The sequence below is a fragment of the Campylobacter concisus genome (assembly GCF_002092855.1).
GTDB lineage: Bacteria > Campylobacterota > Campylobacteria > Campylobacterales > Campylobacteraceae > Campylobacter_A > Campylobacter_A concisus_AI.
The window spans coordinates 1-17,128 of the sequence record NZ_LVLC01000030.1 but is presented as its reverse complement, the minus strand read 5'-3'; the positions used below and the strand labels follow the sequence as shown (position 1 = coordinate 17,128).

25 protein-coding genes and 1 tRNA gene are annotated in these 17,128 nt (G+C 38.3%); 17 read left to right on the top strand and 9 right to left on the bottom strand.

Features of this window, described 5'->3' with window-relative positions; translation table 11 throughout:
* The first annotated feature begins 59 nt into the window (after nucleotides 1-59).
* From A3223_RS07655 to A3223_RS09635, 3 genes are read left to right on the top strand one after another with little or no spacing between them, the layout of a single operon-like run.
* Nucleotides 60-986 carry a DUF1351 domain-containing protein gene (locus A3223_RS07655; protein WP_084109817.1) on the top strand — a complete coding sequence of 309 codons (927 nt, stop codon included), beginning with the start codon at nucleotides 60-62 and terminating at the stop codon, nucleotides 984-986.
* On the top strand, nucleotides 979-1,827 hold the full coding sequence (locus tag A3223_RS07650) for a PD-(D/E)XK nuclease-like domain-containing protein (RefSeq protein ID WP_084109816.1): 849 nt from the start codon (nucleotides 979-981) through the stop codon (nucleotides 1,825-1,827). Before A3223_RS07655 ends, A3223_RS07650 begins: the two co-directional genes overlap by 8 nt.
* Nucleotides 1,828-1,844: 17 nt before the next feature.
* Nucleotides 1,845-2,012 carry a hypothetical protein gene (locus tag A3223_RS09635; protein WP_180378714.1) on the top strand — a complete coding sequence of 56 codons (168 nt, stop codon included), beginning with the start codon at nucleotides 1,845-1,847 and terminating at the stop codon, nucleotides 2,010-2,012.
* Here the strand turns inward: A3223_RS09635 and A3223_RS07645 are convergent.
* A complete protein-coding gene (locus tag A3223_RS07645) occupies nucleotides 1,981-2,274 on the bottom strand; it encodes a hypothetical protein (protein ID WP_180378713.1) in 294 nt (97 codons plus the stop codon). The genes A3223_RS09635 and A3223_RS07645 overlap by 32 nt on opposite strands.
* Before the next feature lie 148 nt (nucleotides 2,275-2,422).
* Between A3223_RS07645 and A3223_RS07640 the strand changes: the two genes are divergently transcribed.
* The 9 genes from A3223_RS07640 to A3223_RS07595 all read left to right on the top strand — a co-directional run bounded on the left by A3223_RS07640 (nucleotide 2,423) and on the right by A3223_RS07595 (nucleotide 6,638).
* The gene (locus A3223_RS07640) at nucleotides 2,423-2,623 is read left to right on the top strand and encodes a hypothetical protein (RefSeq protein ID WP_084109815.1); all 201 of its coding nucleotides are present in this window, start codon (nucleotides 2,423-2,425) and stop codon (nucleotides 2,621-2,623) included.
* A complete protein-coding gene (locus A3223_RS07635) occupies nucleotides 2,623-3,366 on the top strand; it encodes a phage regulatory protein/antirepressor Ant (protein WP_141081804.1) in 744 nt (247 codons plus the stop codon). The genes A3223_RS07640 and A3223_RS07635 overlap by 1 nt, the downstream gene beginning before the upstream one ends.
* Nucleotides 3,367-3,377: 11 nt before the next feature.
* Nucleotides 3,378-4,316, top strand: a complete 939-nt coding sequence (gene bet / locus A3223_RS07630; RefSeq protein WP_084109813.1) for a phage recombination protein Bet — start codon at nucleotides 3,378-3,380, stop codon at nucleotides 4,314-4,316.
* Nucleotides 4,317-4,318: 2 nt separating this feature from the next.
* Entirely contained in the window at nucleotides 4,319-4,513 is a 195-nt protein-coding gene (locus tag A3223_RS07625; protein ID WP_084109812.1) for a hypothetical protein, read from the top strand.
* Nucleotides 4,498-4,986 carry a single-stranded DNA-binding protein gene (gene ssb, locus A3223_RS07620; protein ID WP_084109811.1) on the top strand — a complete coding sequence of 163 codons (489 nt, stop codon included), beginning with the start codon at nucleotides 4,498-4,500 and terminating at the stop codon, nucleotides 4,984-4,986. Before A3223_RS07625 ends, ssb begins: the two co-directional genes overlap by 16 nt.
* A gap of 126 nt (nucleotides 4,987-5,112) precedes the next feature.
* Nucleotides 5,113-5,475, top strand: coding sequence for a hypothetical protein (locus A3223_RS07615; protein ID WP_084109810.1), 363 nt, complete (start codon nucleotides 5,113-5,115; stop codon nucleotides 5,473-5,475).
* A gap of 207 nt (nucleotides 5,476-5,682) precedes the next feature.
* Nucleotides 5,683-5,922 carry a hypothetical protein gene (locus A3223_RS07610; RefSeq protein ID WP_084109809.1) on the top strand — a complete coding sequence of 80 codons (240 nt, stop codon included), beginning with the start codon at nucleotides 5,683-5,685 and terminating at the stop codon, nucleotides 5,920-5,922.
* Nucleotides 5,919-6,284 carry a YopX family protein gene (locus tag A3223_RS07605; RefSeq protein WP_084109808.1) on the top strand — a complete coding sequence of 122 codons (366 nt, stop codon included), beginning with the start codon at nucleotides 5,919-5,921 and terminating at the stop codon, nucleotides 6,282-6,284. Before A3223_RS07610 ends, A3223_RS07605 begins: the two co-directional genes overlap by 4 nt.
* Before the next feature lie 171 nt (nucleotides 6,285-6,455).
* A complete protein-coding gene (locus tag A3223_RS07595) occupies nucleotides 6,456-6,638 on the top strand; it encodes a helix-turn-helix transcriptional regulator (protein ID WP_072595003.1) in 183 nt (60 codons plus the stop codon).
* On the opposite strand, the gene A3223_RS07590 is transcribed toward A3223_RS07595, so the two are convergent.
* From A3223_RS07590 to A3223_RS07570, 6 genes are all read right to left on the bottom strand, one after another.
* Nucleotides 6,612-7,802, bottom strand: a complete 1,191-nt coding sequence (locus tag A3223_RS07590; protein ID WP_084109806.1) for a tyrosine-type recombinase/integrase — start codon at nucleotides 7,800-7,802, stop codon at nucleotides 6,612-6,614. The two genes, A3223_RS07595 and A3223_RS07590, sit on opposite strands and share 27 nt — an antisense overlap.
* Before the next feature lie 209 nt (nucleotides 7,803-8,011).
* Nucleotides 8,012-8,099, bottom strand: a tRNA-Ser gene (locus tag A3223_RS07585).
* 21 nt (nucleotides 8,100-8,120) lie between these two features.
* Nucleotides 8,121-8,243 carry a hypothetical protein gene (locus A3223_RS09865; protein WP_257639276.1) on the bottom strand — a complete coding sequence of 41 codons (123 nt, stop codon included), beginning with the start codon at nucleotides 8,241-8,243 and terminating at the stop codon, nucleotides 8,121-8,123.
* Between the two features lie 22 nt (nucleotides 8,244-8,265).
* Entirely contained in the window at nucleotides 8,266-8,445 is a 180-nt protein-coding gene (locus A3223_RS09860; protein ID WP_257639283.1) for a GNAT family N-acetyltransferase, read from the bottom strand.
* 159 nt (nucleotides 8,446-8,604) lie between these two features.
* Complete coding sequence (locus A3223_RS07575) at nucleotides 8,605-9,408, bottom strand: M48 family metallopeptidase (protein ID WP_084109805.1); 804 nt, start codon at nucleotides 9,406-9,408, stop codon at nucleotides 8,605-8,607.
* Between the two features lie 551 nt (nucleotides 9,409-9,959).
* Nucleotides 9,960-10,928, bottom strand: coding sequence for a putative transporter (locus A3223_RS07570; protein WP_054197246.1), 969 nt, complete (start codon nucleotides 10,926-10,928; stop codon nucleotides 9,960-9,962).
* A gap of 108 nt (nucleotides 10,929-11,036) precedes the next feature.
* On the opposite strand from A3223_RS07570, the gene A3223_RS07565 reads away from it, so the two are divergent.
* Nucleotides 11,037-11,483 (top strand): DUF411 domain-containing protein, encoded by a 447-nt coding sequence (locus A3223_RS07565; protein WP_084109804.1) that lies wholly within the window; start codon nucleotides 11,037-11,039, stop codon nucleotides 11,481-11,483.
* 44 nt (nucleotides 11,484-11,527) lie between these two features.
* Here the strand turns inward: A3223_RS07565 and A3223_RS07560 are convergent, their stop codons facing one another.
* Nucleotides 11,528-12,841 (bottom strand): sodium-dependent transporter, encoded by a 1,314-nt coding sequence (locus A3223_RS07560; protein ID WP_084109803.1) that lies wholly within the window; start codon nucleotides 12,839-12,841, stop codon nucleotides 11,528-11,530.
* Between the two features lie 201 nt (nucleotides 12,842-13,042).
* Here A3223_RS07560 and A3223_RS07555 point away from each other — a divergent pair, with 201 nt between their 5' ends.
* The 3 genes from A3223_RS07555 to A3223_RS07545 all read left to right on the top strand — a co-directional run bounded on the left by A3223_RS07555 (nucleotide 13,043) and on the right by A3223_RS07545 (nucleotide 16,009).
* Nucleotides 13,043-14,353: a hemolysin family protein gene (locus A3223_RS07555; RefSeq protein WP_223154647.1), complete on the top strand. Its 1,311-nt coding sequence runs from the start codon at nucleotides 13,043-13,045 to the stop codon at nucleotides 14,351-14,353.
* A 240-nt stretch (nucleotides 14,354-14,593) separates the two neighbouring features.
* The gene (locus A3223_RS07550; protein WP_084109802.1) at nucleotides 14,594-15,439 is read left to right on the top strand and encodes a fumarate hydratase; all 846 of its coding nucleotides are present in this window, start codon (nucleotides 14,594-14,596) and stop codon (nucleotides 15,437-15,439) included.
* Nucleotides 15,440-15,448: 9 nt separating this feature from the next.
* Nucleotides 15,449-16,009: a Fe-S-containing hydro-lyase gene (locus tag A3223_RS07545; protein ID WP_084109801.1), complete on the top strand. Its 561-nt coding sequence runs from the start codon at nucleotides 15,449-15,451 to the stop codon at nucleotides 16,007-16,009.
* Nucleotides 16,010-16,041: 32 nt separating this feature from the next.
* On the opposite strand, the gene A3223_RS07540 is transcribed toward A3223_RS07545, so the two are convergent.
* On the bottom strand, nucleotides 16,042-16,515 hold the full coding sequence (locus A3223_RS07540; protein ID WP_084109800.1) for a cysteine permease: 474 nt from the start codon (nucleotides 16,513-16,515) through the stop codon (nucleotides 16,042-16,044).
* A gap of 96 nt (nucleotides 16,516-16,611) precedes the next feature.
* Here A3223_RS07540 and A3223_RS07535 point away from each other — a divergent pair, with 96 nt between their 5' ends.
* Nucleotides 16,612-16,986, top strand: coding sequence for a RidA family protein (locus tag A3223_RS07535; protein ID WP_084109799.1), 375 nt, complete (start codon nucleotides 16,612-16,614; stop codon nucleotides 16,984-16,986).
* The last annotated feature ends 142 nt before the right edge of the window (nucleotides 16,987-17,128 follow it).

The following is a 17,128-nucleotide window of genomic DNA, read 5'->3' as shown; positions in this document are numbered from 1 at the left end:
TTGAGAAATTTTTAACATAGATAATAAATACGTTAAAAAATAATAACAAAAGGATAAAAATGGAATTAATTGTAACTTATGAGGCACAAACAGCAGATAGTCAAAAATTGACTACTAATTTTGAGGAACTAAAAGCTGAAGCTAGCAGGCAGGTAGAGAAATATTCTATCAATGTAACCGAGGAAAACATCCCTGAAGCCAAAAAGGTAATGGCAAATTTTAATAAGGTTAAAACAGAGATTGGTGAGCGATATAAATTTTATATTGATAAAATTTCAGCCCCAGTAAATCAACTAAAAGCCGAAAAAAAAGAGATCGAAGCTATCATCACGGACGGCCGTCAAAAGATAGCAGATGGCGTGGCAAATTTTGAAAATGCTAAGCTTGAGATAATTGCAGCAAGGATAGCAGAATATACAAAAAGCCTCTGCGATGAAAAGGGGCTAAATTTTGAAAGAATAAATACATCCGATCTAATTAAATTAAACGCGGTAACACCTGCTGGCACTCTAGCAAAAGCCACAAAAGACGCAATAGAGGCTAAAATACAAGCCCTTGAAAACGAAATCTTGCAGGCCAAGATCGCAGAGCAAGAAAAAGCGGCTAGAGATGCCGAAATAGCAGCTCAAGCAAGACGTGAAGCAGAGGAGCGAGCAGCGATAGAAAAAGCGGAGCTAGAAGCAAAAGCAGCGCAAAGAGAGGCTGAACTACTAGCAAGAGCCGAAAGAGAAAAACAAGAAGCTATTGAGCGCGCAAAAGCCGAGCAAGCAACCCCACCATCACAATCTTTTTATGACGTCCAACGTGAAATTTTGCAAAAACCACGCGAAGCCGAAAACGGCAAGGCTATCTACACTATCCGCGCTGAGTTTGAGGTTAAAGCTCCAGCAAATGCCCCGCACGACAAGCTAACGGATAAAATCAAAGAGATGCTAGCTGCGGCGGGCATAACGAATTTAAGCAAAATCGAGGTGTTAAATGTTTGAAATTAGTTTTGATGAAATATCAGAAGACAACAAAAATATTAGCAATAAAGAATATCACGCACGCCCTGAAATATCAAAGAGCGACCTCGACCTACTAGCACGTAGCCCTTTACACTTCAAAATGAAAAATGAGCTTAGGAGTGAGCCTACAAAAGCTTTGCTCTTAGGCTCTGCGGTGCATAAGTTAGTATTAGAGCCAAAAGATTTTTCAAATGAGTTTAGCGTAGAGCCTGATGTTGATAAACGCACCAAAGAGGGCAAAGCGATCTACAACAATTTTTTAGAAAATTTAGGCGATAAAACCTCGCTTGATCTTGATATTTTTGGCTCAGCCGTAGAAATAGCAAACTCGGTTAATTCTATGCGTGAAACAGCTATATTTTTAAAAGATGGGCTAGCCGAACAAAGCTATTTTAGTGAGATAAACGGTGTAGCAGTCAAATGTCGCCCTGATTTTTATAATGAGAAAATGGGTGCAGTGATCGATCTAAAAACAACCTCAGACGCTTCGGCCACTGGCTTTGCTAGATCGGTCGCTAGTTTTAATTACCACGTGCAAGCAGCGTTTTACAGCGATATTTTAAGGAGTTTAGGCAAAGAAGTAAATTATTTCTTATTTATCGCCGTTGAAACAAAGTCCCCTTATTTTGTAGGTTTTTACGAACTTGATGCAGCAGCAATAGAACAAGGTCGCAAGGCATATCTTGAGTTACTAGAGCTTTACAAATATTGCAAAGAACGTGACGAGTGGTGGGGCTATGCAAAAAAAGATGGCGACAAGATAGAGGCGGTGCAAACTTTGAGCTTGCCAGCGTGGAAATTTTACGAACAGATAGCATAAATTTGAAAGGATTAAAGATGAAAGACAAGCAAACCAATATCGTTAGCATACGCCTAGACGATAAAACGCTACAAAAACTAAAGGACGACGCACAAAAAGAGTACCGCCCTTTGGCTATGCACTTACGCAAAATTTTAACAGATTATCTAAAATCTAAAAAACAATCTCGTTGCCCGGATATTTAATATCGTGTTCCAACCCGTTTTCTTTTTCGTAGCGCCTTATAAAATCCTCTATTATTTTGCGGATTTGTAAAGCTACGGGGCGATACTCCAAATCGCAAATATAAGCTAGTTTCTCTTTTGTTAGCGGATCAAGCCTGATGGATATTATTTCGGTTTTATTTTGGCTTTGCTCTTGCACCACCTCTGTTTCCGCATTGCCCCTTTCTTTTTTGCTTTGCCTTAGCAGATCAATGTCTAGTTTTATCTCTTTTTTATCAGACATTATGTACCCCTTTGTACTTTTTTAGCAGTATATCAAAAATAAAAGCTATTTTGAAGCATACAAAAGAATACTTGACAATACATTATAAAAATAGTATTATTCGGCTATGTATTTCAAAAGAATACAAATAAATACTTAAGGGGACACAATGCAACAAACTAAACAGAAATTCGTCCAGTATCTAGCACTTTACCAAATAGAGCCGACGGATACCGACGAGGAAGTGAGCTACAAGGTGCTTGACTGCGCTTATGATTTATTCTGCGCTTTAGACGCGCTATCGAAAAATCACAACGCGATGAGAGCCAAAATTTTAAACATACTTCAACCCAAAGAAAAGGATAAATGATGGAAAATCTAATCATAAACGACCAAGAGATCAAGTTGGAAGTAGCCGACGGTCAAATCTGGACTACTTCTCTACAAATTGCAGATGTCTTTGAAAAAAGACACGACCATATTATAGCTAAAATAAGGGAGCTGCCACAAGATGAATTCACTGCCCCTAATTTTTGGGTGAGTGAATACTCAGATAGCACTGGGCGTAAATTACCGATGTATAAGATGACCCGCGACGGCTTTTCATTACTTGTTATGGGCTTTACGGGCGAGCGTGCCTATCAATGGAAAGTTAAGTTTATCAAAGCATTTAACTTAATGGAGCAAAAACTAAAAAATCCGTTTAACGTTCCGCGTAACTATAAAGAGGCTTTAGAGCTAGCGATAGCCCAAGTGGACAAAATCGAAGCACTAGAAGCGCAACGCCTTGCCGATATGCCAAAGCTTATTTTTGCTGAAGCCGTCGAGGCTAGTGCTACAAGTGCATTAATCGGCGACTTTGTAAAAACTCTTTGCGATAGCGAGGTAAGAGTTGGACGTAATAGAGTTTTTAAATGGCTAAGAGATGAAAAATATCTAATGAACGATAACTTGCCTTACCAAAAATGGGTAGAGGCTGGATATTTTGAAGTTATCCCGCAAATCATAGTGACACCAAAAGGCAATAAAGAAAAATTCACAACTAGGATAACAGCTAAAGGGCAAGTCGCACTAAGTGTAAAAATAGTAAATGCTTTTAAGATAGCAGCATAAAAGGATAACAAATGAACCAACTACAACAAACTAAACCGCAAGCAGAGCAGATAACGAAAAGCAACTGGCTAAGCCAAGACGAGAAAAAAATTATCAAGGCGCAGTTTTTCCCGCCAAACGCTACCGATATGGATATGATTTATTGTATGAAAGTCGCCGAGACTTTTAATTTAAATCCCATTTTAAAGCAAATTTATTTCGTCGAGCGCGTCACCAATATAAACGGGCAAAGAATATCCAAAATAGAGCCGCTAGCCGGGCGCGACAGCTTTTTAACCCTAGCGCATAGAAGCGGTAAATTTGCGGGTATCGAAAGCGAGTGCGGCATAAAGCAAAAAGCCGTTTTGCAAGACGGCGAATGGATGAATAAAAATGAACTGGTTGCGACGGCGCGAGTGTATCGCACGGATAACGAGCGTCCGTTTTGCGCCGAGGTAAGTTATGGCGAATACGTCCAAAGGACGGGGAAAGGCGAGATAACAAAATTTTGGCGCGAGAAACCCGAAACGATGTTAAAAAAAGTCGCCGAAAGCCAAGCCTTACGAAAGGCTTTTGACATTTCGGGGCTTTACTCCGTCGATGAAGTCGGTGAAAACGAGGACAAAGACGATAAGCGGCCGCAAAAATTGCAAACGCCTAATACTCAAAATCTAAACGATCTTTTAAGTAGTTCGGAAAAACCGAACAGCTCAGTTGGTGCAAAAAATTCACAAACTGAGAAAACCGAATACATCGAAGCTGCACCCCTTGAAGTTGAAATCGCAACTGTAAAAGAAAATTTGACAGTTGAGCCAATGCCACTCGATCTACTACAAAGTGAGCTAATAAAACGAGGCGCTAGTGAAACAGAGGCTGAAAAATTAGTTGAGAGGTTAAGTATTGATGATGCTACTGCCTATCTAAACGACCCAAGCAGCATAGACAATTTAATAGAAAAATTAAGGAACTAAAAATGAAAGCATTAGGGATTTTAAGTGCATTATTCGCGGGGCTAAACGGTGCAGATGATTTTCAAGGTGCGCCACAAACAAAAAAGAGCGAAGCCCACATGCCACACTCAAAAACCAGACGCACAAAAGGCGCTTACGATAGAAACCAAAGAATAAGGGCAAATAGACGAAAGGCTAAAAGATGTTTAACAAAATAGTTTTAGTGGGGCATCTCACGCGAGACATCGAACTTAGATACACCCAAGGTGGCGCGGCGATAGGTAGTTGTGGTATCGCCGTAACTCGCAAATATACACTAAACGGCGAAAAACGTGAAGAGACATGCTTTGTTGACATTGTATTTTTCGGAAAACAAGCGGAGATAGCCAATCAATACCTCAGCAAGGGCTCAAAGCTCTTGATCGAGGGGCGATTAAAATTCGACCAATGGACGGACAATAACGGACAAAATAGAAGCAAGCATACGGTAGCCGTCGAAAATATGGAGATGCTAGGTGACGCAAAACAAAACAATCAAGGCTATCAACAAGGCGGGTATTCAAATCAGCGCCCGCAGCAAGGAGCGCCTAAAAAACAGCAACAGCAAAAACCGCCTGAAAGCTACGACGCGCCAGAAATAGACGTGGATGACGACAAATACGATAACGGCGATGAAACAATACCATTTTAATTGTTTGACTGATGTTTGATAGTTAGCTTAATATAAGCTTAATACAGCCATGTAAGAGCCGATATTTTGGGCTTTTTGTTGGTTAATTTTGTTTGACGAGTAAATTATTAAAAAGGAAAAAAAATAATGTTTTTTGGAATATCTGAAAAAATTAGGCGAAAAACAAGAAAGAATTTTAGTGATCTACTCAAAAATCATTGCGGTATGAGTGAATACTCTATTGAAGATTTAACAGATATGATAGGTAGAGATGAAGCTATTTATTATGGGTTAGTAAAATTTGAGAAGGTTGAGAAAGACGGCAAAGAATTTTACACTTGCGACTTATTGGACTGCGATTTGTTCGGCAGAGAGTATCTTTTTGAGCGCCAAGACGATTGCTTGGTGTGGCAGAGGGGTGGGATGTGCGAGGGCGACTATTACGGGTATATCGCCCATGAGCGCAAAGATGGCAAATGGGTAGTTTTTGAGATCGATTATTCGGTCTAGTGGTATCATACCCCAAACTTATGCTAGAAAGCTAAGCATCGAGCAAAGGGCAAAGACTGACTCCGATACTGGCTGATTTTTATGCGGCGAATAAAGAGAAAATCGCCTACATATCAAACAAGAGTTGTGATACGAAATACCGCAAAGAGGCAGAGGATAGCCAAACACTGGCTTATTTTTATATCGAGAATATTTAAAGAGGATAATATGTTTTGGCAAAAAACAGATAAAGAAAAACTAATGGAGCTTTTAGAGTGGTTTTTGGGCCACAATTGGGAATTTAAAAAAGACGACTACAAAAATCTGCAGCGTCTCAATAAATTACTTTTAAAATTTGACATCCAGCCAACTTGGATAAATTTTTCGCTTTACAATTACTTTTACCTCAAACAAGATGAGCGAGAAAGGCTACTTGAAGCATACAAAAAATTAAAGGATAACAAATGAGAAAGGTTAGATACAGAGCGTGGGACAAGGAAGTCGAAAAAATGTTTCCTGTTTTAGAAATTGATTTTGTAGAGGGATGGGTGAGGATGTATAGTAAGATAGCAGGCCGACATTATAATTGGCTTGATAATCTAGTGTTAATGCAATATACTGGGCTAGAAGACAAATATGGCGAAGAAATTTGCGATGGAGACATTCTCACTTGGGAAAACAATATAATTGCTAAAGTTTATTATGCTGACGATATGGCAATGTTTAGGTGTGTCATAGAAGGCACAGAAGAATTTGACCTTTTTGTCTCTAATCAAGAAGCCTCTATTATAGGCAATATTTATGAGAACAAGGAGCTATTAGATGAGTAGCCCAGAAAGAGAAAAACACTTAGCAGCCCTTGCAAGCCTGGAAGCGTTTTGCGAGACACACAATGAAAAGATAAATTTAGTTGAGCAAATACAAGCTCTTTTATTTAAATGCGACGTCCGCTATTTACGGAACGCTTTGCGAGATTTGAAAGATTATATTAAGGAGAGGAAATGAGCGATACATTTATTACTCGCGATGAAGCCTTAAAAGAGCTAGGCATATCTGCACGATCGCTTTATGACAAAGTAAAACAAGGTGCAATAATCGCTAACAAAATAAACTCCAGAGTAATTTATTACTCCCTAAAATCTATACGTGCCTACAAATCAGGCAAAGCCACCCAAGCTATCTAAATAATCACTCCACCACTGCATAAGCTTAGCTCTTGCTTTTAGGTTTTTGGCGTGATTGTATGCCTCTTTAACCTTGTTACTCTCAACGTGTGCGAGGCAAAGCTCGATAACATCACTATTACAGCCGTGCTTATCTATATTTTCGTTGGCGACTGTGCTAAATGTAGCCCTAAAGCCGTGTGGCGTTACCATCTCTTTGTTAAAGCCTAAATTTCTAAGCATTATGCGGATAGTATTATCGCTTAGCGGAGCGACGTTTGATTTTATGGACGGAAAAATTAACTCACTTTTTAACGGCAGGCACTCACGATATGTTTTTAATAGGTTGATTACACTTTTGCTTAAAAACACTTCGTGGGGCTTTGCCATTTTCATCTCGTCTGCTGGGATACGCCAAAGGCAATTTTCAAAATCTATCTGCGACCACTTGGCATTCCTAGCGTTTTGCCCTCTTACCGCGGTATATAGTTGAAATATCGCACACGTTTTTACTCTTATGTCTCCAAAATAATCTCTTATCGCCATTAATACGGCTCTTATCTCATCATCATTTTTTAAGTATGCAAAATGTTTCACTTCTCTACGCCCTAGTAGAGTTTTTTTGTCAATATCCGCTATTATGTTGTGATCTACATACTCGTGTAATAGAGCATATTTGAAAAAGCCATTTAATATGCTTAGCACTCTATCGGCTGTTTCTAGTTTTTCATCCTCGAGTAGTGGGCTAATGGCAAATATTATGTCTTTTCTGCTTATATCTTTTATATCCATTTCGCCAAGCTTTGGCAATAGCAATGTTTCAAACCGCCTTTTCATCCAAAACTGCTGCTTCTCACTCAACTTACTTTTTGTTTTATACCACGCTTCAAATACTGCTTTAAATTTTGTTTTTTCTGCTGTTTGTGTTAGGCTCTCGCCTTGATTGAGTTTTAATCTTAGCTCGTTTCTTTTATCTCTTGCTTCGCTTAGGCTTATTTCATCATATTTGCCCAGTGTTAGGCGGTGGCGCTTACCATTTTCTCGAAACTCATATATGAAAAATTTTGTGCCGTTTGGCATTATTTTAATTAGCAAATTATCGCCGTCGCTGACAAAATATGGCTTCTCTTTTGCTTTGAGATTTTTAAACTGCGTGATCGTGAGTTGGCGTGATAGTTTAGGCATTTTATACCCCTTTGGCTGACTATTTTTATTTTTTTAGCTACTTTTTTTAAAGGCAATCAGCCAAAAATCAGCTAAAAAGTCTTTACTGTTACTTGCTTTTTGTTTCTTTTTATTGCCATAAGTTTATGAGATAATGCTTTAAATTATTGTTAAAATCGAAATTTTGTTGCTGTAATTTGCTTATTAATTCTGTGTGTTTCTTGATATGGTGGCGGGTAGAGAGAGATTCGAACTCTCGGTGAGTTGCCCCACACACGCGTTCCAGGCGTGCTCCTTAAACCGCTCGGACATCTACCCAAGATGAAGGTGATTATATCTTTATTTGCTTAATGCTTGGTTTTTAAAGTTTAGCCCCAAGATAACGACATTTTTGTACTCATTATCCATCAGGCAAATGCCAGGCAGTTCACTCCATTTTTCAAAGCTAAATTCTAAAAACATCTTAGGACTTGCTTTGTTTTCACTAAATATTAGAGTGATAATTTTTTAAATTTAGCCTCTTTGCCTCATCTAGACTTTGACTTAAAAGCTGCTTACCAATACCCATGTCAAGAGTCTTTTTAGCGACATAGATGCTTATCTCTACGCTTATATCGTAAGCGATTTTAGGATTAAAGTCACTTAGTGAGCAGTAGCCTAAAATTTCACCATTTTCTTTATAGACAAAGATTAGGTGAGAGTTGTTATGGGCTTTAAACCAAGACTCTTGCTAACTAGCCGAATATCAGCAGTCGTAGTTTTTTAAAATGTACTAGTTATAAATTTGAGCAACTATTTCAAGATCGCTCAAATTTTTTGAAGCCTAGCCTTTTTTGGCTGCTTGATAGATCGGCTCAAGCTTTGCTGCGATCTCTTTTAGATCTTTTATCCTGCTCTCGTTTGATGGGTGAGTGCTTAAAATTTCAGGCACCTTTCCACCACTTATCTTGCTCATTTTTACCCAGACTTCGACTGCTTCTTTTGGATCGTATCCGGCTCTTGCCATTAGCTCAGTACCGATGTGATCGGCTTCAGTCTCATGCGAGCGAGAAAACGGCAGAGATATGGTGTATTCGCTAGCTAAATTTAGAGCATTAGCTCCAAGATCGCCAAGGCCAGTAGCTGTGGCTATTGCAAAGATGCCTATGCTTTTCATCTGATCAGCACTTGCTTGTTCTCTGCTGTGCTCCCTAAGAGCGTGTGCGATCTCGTGCCCCATGACCGCAGCTAGCTGCGCATCTGTTAAATTTAGCCTTTTTATGATGCCACTATAAACGACTATCCTGCCACCTGGCATACACCAAGCATTTAGCGTATCTTCATTAATGACATTTACTTGCCACTTCCATTTTAGAGCGTCATCTCTAAAAACACCAGTTTGGGCGATGAGTCTTTTAGCGATATCTTGAACTCTTTTTGTAAGGATCGGATCAACATTTAGCTCGCCTTTGCTTCTAGCAGCTGTTAGCGTCTTGACATAGGCTTGGGCTGAGCTTTGCTCCATAGCTTCTGATGAGACTAACATAAATTGCTTACGATCAGCACCAACAACGCCCGCTTTTGTAACGCTTGAGCAGCCAGTAAAGAGCAAACTAGTCGCTAACAATGTAAGTAAAAATTTTTTCATTTTTATTCTTTTTGGACTAAAATTTTGCGTATTATAGCCTGAGTTGGATATACATTGTTAAACGATGAGAGAAATTTAATTTTTGTGATATCAAAAATAGTAATTTGCTTTTTTGCAAATTTTAAAATCTCATTCACTCGCAAGAATTGACTACTAAAATTTGGCTTCGCTTATAGCTTAGCTCAAATTTTAGAGCCGAAATTACTCGTTCATGAAATTTTAAAATTTGTCAGAAATTTTCTAAAATAAAACGCATGCAGTGCGCCAGCACGATTGCATGCCACTCCTAACGTGCGAGGGGTTTAGGGGATTTAAAAAGGGGGATAAGGGGACGGCTTCGTAATTCAAGTCCCCTTGTCTCCCTTTTAAATAAAAAGAAATTTACGAATTTAATAAAGCTATTTTGCAAATTTTAAAATCTCATTCACTCGCAAGAATTGACTACTAAAATTTGGCTTCGCTTATAGCTTAGCTCAAATTTTAGAGCCAAAATTACTCGCTAATGAAATTTTAAAATTTACTAGAGTTTATTTGGTATGTAAATTTAACCCCTACGCTTTGTAGTTTATATTTCTCTCAAACTCTCTCAAACGTTTATTTACAGATCTTAGCTCTGTTATTGTCGTCCAGTTGTCGATAAAGACGCTAAAGCTCTCTCTAACTTGAGAAAAAGCGTTGCTAGCTTGTATAAGTACACCAAGCGTTATAACACCGCTAAATAGGCCATTTCCCATGATAATATAAGGCACGATGACAAGAATTTGTGAAAAAGAGATGAGCCAAAGGTTAAAGTAGCCATAGTGCAAAAATAGTTTGTAATAATTTAACTTTACTCCCGTAAAAAGCTCTAACATGACGTTTGGCTGGCAAAATTTAGACTTATCATCTTCGCCATAAACTAGCTCTTTTCTAAACGCCGCTTCTGCTTTTTGGTTGTTATACTCGATATGTGGGAGTTTAATGCCCACAAACCACGAAATAATAAGACCACCGATGCTAATTATTAAAGCAATATAAACAAGCGAGCCTTCGATATCTTTGATGTAAGGTAAACTCACGCTCTTGCTTAGCTCCCAAAGCACTGGTATAAAGGCAATTAGCGTCATGATCGCCCTTAAAACCTGCACGCCAAGGCTTTCCATTATTTTAGCAAAGCGGTAGACATCTTCTTGAATACGCTGCGAACTGCCTTCGATGTCGCTTTTGCAGTTTTGCCAAAATTTTAGATATCTAAATGTCATCGCCTCTCTCCAGCGAAAGACCCAGTGGCTAGCAAAAAATGAGATCACAGTGTAAGTCACGACGTAAGGCATAGCGATTTTTATAAAGTTAAAAATTTCTCGCCAAAACTCACTTACATCATGATCTTTTGAGTTTTGTACGATGTCGTAGAAATTTTTATACCACTCGTTTATACGGACATTTAGGTGTGTTTGATAGACAAGAAGTAAGATGATAAATATCGCTCCGCCATAAGCCCAAAGTGCCCATTTTTTATCTTTAAAAAATGATGAAAACATAAAGTGCCTTTTATAAATTTTGGCGAATTATAGCAAGCAATATTAAGCATTTATATAAAATTTAAATGTGAGCTATATCATTTTGCAAATTTTACGTAAAGGAAAATGATGAAAAAATTAGCATTTTTGGCTCTTGGCTTTTTTGCAACACTTGTGTTCGCGGCTGATATGAAGGTCTATAAAAGCCCAACTTGTGGATGTTGTACTAGCTGGGGTGAGGCGATGCAGAAGGCTGGATTTAGCGAAGAGGTCATAAAAGTAGATGATATAGCTAAAGTTAAGAAAGAATTTAACGTGCCGCTAGAGCTTTCAAGCTGCCATACAGCAATCATCGATGGATATATTATAGAAGGTCATGTCCCAGCCGATGAGGTAAAGCGCCTACTAGAGCTTAAGCCAAAAGATGTAGTTGGTATCGCAGTGCCTGGCATGCCGATGGAGAGCCAAGGTATGGAGCAAGGCAGTAAAGCCGAGCAATACGATGTTATTTTATTTAAAAAAGATGGCTCACAAGAAATTTTTGCCACTTATATTGGCACAAAAAAACTAAGATAACTTCAAAAATTTTTAAATTTAGCTCATTTTTTGACGAGCTAAATTTAAAAAGAAATTCCCTTGCTTACAGCAATAATACAAAGTAAAAATGTTAGCGGGACGTAGATAAATTTGCCTACAAAATACCAGAAATTACCATAAGATCTATTTGCTCCAGAATTTATCTCGTCTAAAATTTCATCTTTTTTAATAATCCAGAACCAAGAAATAGCACCGATTACCGCGCCGATTGGAATGATATAGATCGACACAAAGTCCATCCAAGGCCCCCAACTGCTAATAGGCTCCATAAATGCTCCTATGCCAAAGCAAACTGCACAAAGTAGCGTGAGCGTCCAAAATCTACTAAGGAGCGGAAATTTATGCATTAGTGACTCGGCGACTACTTCAAACATATTTTGAAGCGATGTGATACCACCAAAGATAACAGCTGTAAATAAAATAATGGCAAAAATTTGTCCGCCGATCATATTTTGTAAAATTTTTGGAAGCGTTACGAAAAGTAGCTTTGGACCTTCGGCTGGATCCATAGCATAGGCAAATACCGCTGGGATCATAACAAGAGCGGCCACAAGAGCTGCAATAGTATCAAAAAAGGCCGTTGTTTTAGCACTTTCAACGATATCTTCGTCTTTTGAAAGGTACGCTCCATAAACTATCATGCCAGATCCTGTGATAGAGAGCGAGAAAAAGGCTTGACCCATAGCAGAAACCCATACCATTGGGTCTGCAAGCTTACTAAAGTCAGGGATAAAAAGGAATTTATACCCATCAAACGCATTTGGTAGCATCGCGACATTTATAGCCAAGATACTAAACAATACGAAAAAGAGTGGCATCATTATTTTATTTGTTTTTTCGATACTTTTTGCTCCAAAAAATAGTGTAAGAAGCGTGCCAACAACGATGATAAAATGATAAGGCAAGACTGAGTAATCTTGAAGTGCAAATGAGTTAAACCAAACATTCGTATCAACGCTCATAAATGAGCCAGTAAGCGCCTGAGTAAGGGCTTTTAGTACGTAGGCGATGATGACTGCGTAGCCGATGGCTATACAAAGTGAGCCAGCAAGCGGAAGCCAGCCAATAATACTGCCAAATACGCCTAAATTTCTACTTTGCCAAGCATATTTATATGATCCAAGCGTACCAGTTTTTGCGCGTCTGCCGATCGCATACTCCGCACTTAGACCAACATATGAAAAAAGAGCTATGAAAAAAACATAGATGAGTAAAAACGCTGCACCGCCATTTGTGCCAAGTTTATAAGGAAAGCCCCAGACATTTGCCATGCCAACTGCTGATCCAACACAGGCCAATATAAATGCCCAACGCGATGAAAAATTCTTTTTGCTCATTGTAAAATCCATAAATTTAGTGATGAAAATAATGTTATCAAAATATGATTTAAGAACTTTTTATAAATCTTAAATTTAAGAAATGTTGTTACTTTTGAGCGCGATTAATTTGACCGCTAAATATAAATTCGCTATAATCAGGCAAAAATTTTTAACTCTTAAGGATCATAATTGAACCCCAGTAGCGATAATTCGCTTTTAATGGTAATACTTGCCATTGTATTCATTTTACTAAATGCCTTTTTTGTTTTATCAGAATTTTCTCTTGTTAAAGTTCGTAAGTCTAGACTTGAAGAGCTTATCAAGGAGAAAAAGCCAAATGCTCAGCTTGCTTTTGAGATGTCAAACAAGCTTGATACTTATCTTAGTGCCACTCAGCTTGGCATCACACTAAGCTCACTTGCTCTTGGTTGGATCGGTGAACCAGCGGTTGCAAGACTTATAGAAGCTCCACTTAAAAATTTCTTCAACTTTAGTGATATCTTAGTTCATACGGTTGGTTTTGCGATCGCATTTACGCTTATTACGTTACTTCACGTTGTAATGGGTGAGCTTGTGCCAAAGTCAGTTGCTATCGCAAAGGCCGAGACTTCAGTGTTAAAAATCGCTCGTCCACTTCACTTTTTCTGGGTACTATTTTCTCCTGTAATTAAGCTTTTTGATATTTTAGCGACCATTGGACTTAAAATTTTAGGCATCCAGCCAGCTAAAGAGAATGAACTAGCCCACTCTGAAGAAGAGATAAAAATCATCGTTGGCGAGAGCTTAAAGGGCGGCGTGCTTGATAGTTTTGAGACTGAGATCATTAAAAATGCAGTTGATTTTAGTGACACAGTTGCAAAAGAGATCATGACGCCAAGGCGCGATATGATCTGCATAAATAAACAAAAGAGCTTTGAAGAGAATTTGCAAGTTGTATTTGAATCAAAATATACTCGCTTTCCTTATATAGACGGCTCAAAAGATATTATTTTGGGCATGATACATATTAGAGATATTTTGCAGCTCCACTTTAGCAAAGATAAAGAGAAGAGTTTTGACTCAATTGTTCGTAAATTTGTCATCGTGCCTGAGAGCCTTTCTATCTCAAAGGTGCTTGTAATGATGAATAAAGAGCAAATTTCAGCAGCACTCGTAGTCGATGAGTATGGCGGCACAGCCGGACTTCTTACGATGGAAGATATAATGGAAGAGGTGCTTGGTGATTTTAATGACGAGCACGATGAAGTTGATCAGCACTATAAAAAGATAAATGACAATATTTACGAATTTCAAGGCAGATATGATCTAGAGAGTGTTGAAGAGGTTCTTGGCATAAGCTTTGACGAAGAGACAGATCAAGTAACGATCGGTGGATATGTATTCAATCTAATTGGTCGCTTGCCAGTTGTAGGTGATAAGATCGAGGATGAAAACTGCTACTACGAAGTAAGAAAGATGGATGGAGCCAGTATCTCACGTGTAAAAGTTAGAAAAAAGATAAAAAATGAAGAGGAGAGCATTCAGTCTTAAATTTATATATTTATGGCTTAAATAAGCCATGTTATGTAAATTTCTATCAATATTGTGATGCTCTAGACTCAATTTTCGCCATCGCTTATTTTATTAAATTTGTTTTAGACAAGTCTTCTAGTTGTAGTCAAGTAAATAAACTCATATAAATTTTTCGAGTAGATATCCAGCAGTAAAATTTAATCTTAAATTTTAAATATAGTTAATATAATTAAAAATTGTTTTTTACGAGGAGTAAAGATGAGAATAATAAATGTAAAAGATATAAGAGAAGTCGTTGCCAAGCTTTGCAAACAGGCCTGTTATGTCGTGACGCCAGATTTAAAGGCTGCTTTTACAAAGGCTCAAAGTAGCGAAAGCTCGTCACTAGGCAAAGACATTTTGGGCAAAATTTTACAAAACGCTAAGCTTGCGGAAGAGGGCGTTGCACCTATCTGCCAAGACACCGGTATGACGGTTGTTTTTGTGCAGATCGGCCAAGATGTGCATATTGAGGGTGGATATATTGAAGATGCGATAAATGAGGGTATTGCGGAAGGCTACATTGAAGGCTATTTAAGAAAGTCAGTCGTTGCTGAGCCACTTTTTGAGAGAAAAAATACCACAAATAACACTCCAGCCGTCATCCACACTAGAATCGTACCAGGAGATAAGCTAAAGATAAAAGTAGCTCCAAAAGGTTTTGGTAGTGAGAATAAATCAGTTTTAAAAATGCTTGTACCAGCTGATGGTATAGAGGGTGTAAAAAAAGTCTTTTTAGAGGCTGTAAAATACGCTGGACCAAATGCCTGTCCTCCACTAACAATAGGCGTTGGCATAGGCGGTACGATGGATAAGGCAGCACTTTTGGCAAAAGAAGCAGCAGTTCGTTCAGTCGATAGTAAAAATTCTGATCCAAGATATGCCAAATTAGAAGATGAGCTACTAGAGCTTGCTTGCAAAACTGGTGTTGGTCCTCAAGGACTTGGTGGTGACACCACTGCTGTTAAAGTAAATGTCGAGTGGTATCCAACCCACATAGCAGGTCTTCCTGTTGCTATAAACATCAACTGCCACGCTGCACGCCACGCAGATGCCGAGCTTTAAGGAGAGAAAATGTCAGAAGTAAAAAGAATAACAGCACCATTTGATAAAGAGGTGGTAAAGAGCCTAAAAGCAGGGGATAATGTCCTAATATCAGGCACTATCATAGCAGCTCGTGACGCTGCACATAAGGCACTTACTGAAACATTGGCACGTGGTGAAAAGCTACCAGTTGAGCTAAAGGGTGAGACTATCTACTATGTCGGACCAACTCCAGCCAAGCCAAATCAAGCTATCGGCGCAGCAGGCCCAACAACAAGTGGTAGAATGGATAAATACACCCCAACTATGATAAATGAAGTTGGTATAAATGGTATGATCGGTAAAGGCTACAGGAGTGACGCAGTAGTCGAGGCTATGAAAAAATCATGCTGTGTTTATATGGTTGCTATCGGTGGTATCGGAGCGCTCATTAGCCAAAGTATCAAAAAATATGAAGTGCTAGCTTATCCAGAACTAGGACCAGAGGCAGTTGCTAGGCTTACAGTTGAGGATTTCCCAGCAATAGTTGCCATTGACTGCGAGGGCAATAACTTCTACGAAGTTGGCCAAGCTCCTTACAAAAAGATATAAATTTATCCCGCTAGCAAGCTAGCTAGCGGACTTTAATAATATCCAAGACACATCGTTTCAGTTAATTTTATGCGTTTTTCAAATGGAGCAGGTGAGAAAAATTTACACTTTTCAATGTAAATTCTATAAGAATAGCTAAGATTAAAATCATCATAAAATTTCTTCAAGTCTATAAATTTGATGCCGCAAATCTCATGAAATTTAAAGAGCTCGTAGATCTTAGAGCCATTTTTTGCTACAAGATGAGAAGGAGCAAGCGAGGTAAAAGAGCAAAATACGCCCGTTGGAATAAGTCCATTTAAAGGTGTGCAGGTTTTTATAATGTTTTGAAATTTGACTGGAATGCTATTTTTTCTAAGAAAAACTATTCTTGAGTTTTCAAATTTAGCACTTATGACATTTTTCCAAAAAAGATAAGCATTTGATGAGATGCCGGCGTTTTTAGCCAACTCAGCACCGAGTACATAATCATCTAAAAACTCATTTGGTGCGAGTATATTTTGCATCTTCATCCTTTTGAAATTTTGCCCATTATAGCTTTTGGAGACTAAAAATTTAGAAAATTTATAGTAGGATTTTAAAAAATTTCAAAAGGAGAAAATATGAAAAAACAAATCTTAACAAAAAATGCTCCACAAGCGATTGGGCCATATTCTCAAGCTATTAGCGCAAATGGATTTTTATTTATCTCGGGTCAGCTTGGTGTCACACCAGCGGGTGAGTTTGCAGGTAGTAGTGTAGAGGCCCAAGCTGAGCAATCACTTGAAAATTTAAAAAATATCTTGGCTGAGGCAGGGCTTACTTTTGATAATGCTGTAAAGACCACAATATTTCTAGCAGATATGGGAGATTTTGCTAAAGTAAATACTGTGTATGCTAAATTTTTTAAAGAGCCTTATCCTGCCAGAAGTACAGTAGCTATTAAGACCTTGCCAAAAGACGCACTTGTGGAAATAGAGCTTATCGCGGCTTATTAACAGATATTGTGTAAAAGTTCACATAATTTAATGCTTAATTATAATGGAGAGCAAAAACTCTCCAAATTTATACTTCAAAAACTAAACCCTTAAACCTAATAATAAAAATACATACTTTAAAATTTTAAAGTAACAAACAAAT

Excerpts from the sequence above, each read along its gene's own strand:
- A3223_RS07595 (WP_072595003.1), top strand. The coding sequence starts at position 6,456 with ATGAGCGATACATTTATTACTCGCGATGAAGCCTTAAAAGAGCTAGGC.
- A3223_RS07590 (WP_084109806.1), bottom strand. The coding sequence starts at position 7,802 with ATGCCTAAACTATCACGCCAACTCACGATCACGCAGTTTAAAAATCTC.
- A3223_RS07605 (WP_084109808.1), top strand. The coding sequence starts at position 5,919 with ATGAGAAAGGTTAGATACAGAGCGTGGGACAAGGAAGTCGAAAAAATG.
- A3223_RS09635 (WP_180378714.1), top strand. The coding sequence starts at position 1,845 with ATGAAAGACAAGCAAACCAATATCGTTAGCATACGCCTAGACGATAAA.
- A3223_RS07650 (WP_084109816.1), top strand. The coding sequence starts at position 979 with ATGTTTGAAATTAGTTTTGATGAAATATCAGAAGACAACAAAAATATT.
- A3223_RS07545 (WP_084109801.1), top strand. The coding sequence starts at position 15,449 with ATGTCAGAAGTAAAAAGAATAACAGCACCATTTGATAAAGAGGTGGTA.
- A3223_RS07570 (WP_054197246.1), bottom strand. The coding sequence starts at position 10,928 with ATGTTTTCATCATTTTTTAAAGATAAAAAATGGGCACTTTGGGCTTAT.
- A3223_RS07610 (WP_084109809.1), top strand. The coding sequence starts at position 5,683 with ATGTTTTGGCAAAAAACAGATAAAGAAAAACTAATGGAGCTTTTAGAG.
- A3223_RS07535 (WP_084109799.1), top strand. The coding sequence starts at position 16,612 with ATGAAAAAACAAATCTTAACAAAAAATGCTCCACAAGCGATTGGGCCA.
- A3223_RS07555 (WP_223154647.1), top strand. The coding sequence starts at position 13,043 with ATGGTAATACTTGCCATTGTATTCATTTTACTAAATGCCTTTTTTGTT.
- bet (WP_084109813.1), top strand. The coding sequence starts at position 3,378 with ATGAACCAACTACAACAAACTAAACCGCAAGCAGAGCAGATAACGAAA.
- A3223_RS07645 (WP_180378713.1), bottom strand. The coding sequence starts at position 2,274 with ATGTCTGATAAAAAAGAGATAAAACTAGACATTGATCTGCTAAGGCAA.
- A3223_RS07655 (WP_084109817.1), top strand. The coding sequence starts at position 60 with ATGGAATTAATTGTAACTTATGAGGCACAAACAGCAGATAGTCAAAAA.
- ssb (WP_084109811.1), top strand. The coding sequence starts at position 4,498 with ATGTTTAACAAAATAGTTTTAGTGGGGCATCTCACGCGAGACATCGAA.
- A3223_RS09865 (WP_257639276.1), bottom strand. The coding sequence starts at position 8,243 with ATGTTTTTAGAATTTAGCTTTGAAAAATGGAGTGAACTGCCTGGCATT.
- A3223_RS07560 (WP_084109803.1), bottom strand. The coding sequence starts at position 12,841 with ATGAGCAAAAAGAATTTTTCATCGCGTTGGGCATTTATATTGGCCTGT.
- A3223_RS07640 (WP_084109815.1), top strand. The coding sequence starts at position 2,423 with ATGCAACAAACTAAACAGAAATTCGTCCAGTATCTAGCACTTTACCAA.
- A3223_RS07565 (WP_084109804.1), top strand. The coding sequence starts at position 11,037 with ATGAAAAAATTAGCATTTTTGGCTCTTGGCTTTTTTGCAACACTTGTG.
- A3223_RS07625 (WP_084109812.1), top strand. The coding sequence starts at position 4,319 with ATGAAAGCATTAGGGATTTTAAGTGCATTATTCGCGGGGCTAAACGGT.
- A3223_RS07540 (WP_084109800.1), bottom strand. The coding sequence starts at position 16,515 with ATGCAAAATATACTCGCACCAAATGAGTTTTTAGATGATTATGTACTC.
- A3223_RS07575 (WP_084109805.1), bottom strand. The coding sequence starts at position 9,408 with ATGAAAAAATTTTTACTTACATTGTTAGCGACTAGTTTGCTCTTTACT.
- A3223_RS07635 (WP_141081804.1), top strand. The coding sequence starts at position 2,623 with ATGGAAAATCTAATCATAAACGACCAAGAGATCAAGTTGGAAGTAGCC.
- A3223_RS07615 (WP_084109810.1), top strand. The coding sequence starts at position 5,113 with ATGTTTTTTGGAATATCTGAAAAAATTAGGCGAAAAACAAGAAAGAAT.
- A3223_RS07550 (WP_084109802.1), top strand. The coding sequence starts at position 14,594 with ATGAGAATAATAAATGTAAAAGATATAAGAGAAGTCGTTGCCAAGCTT.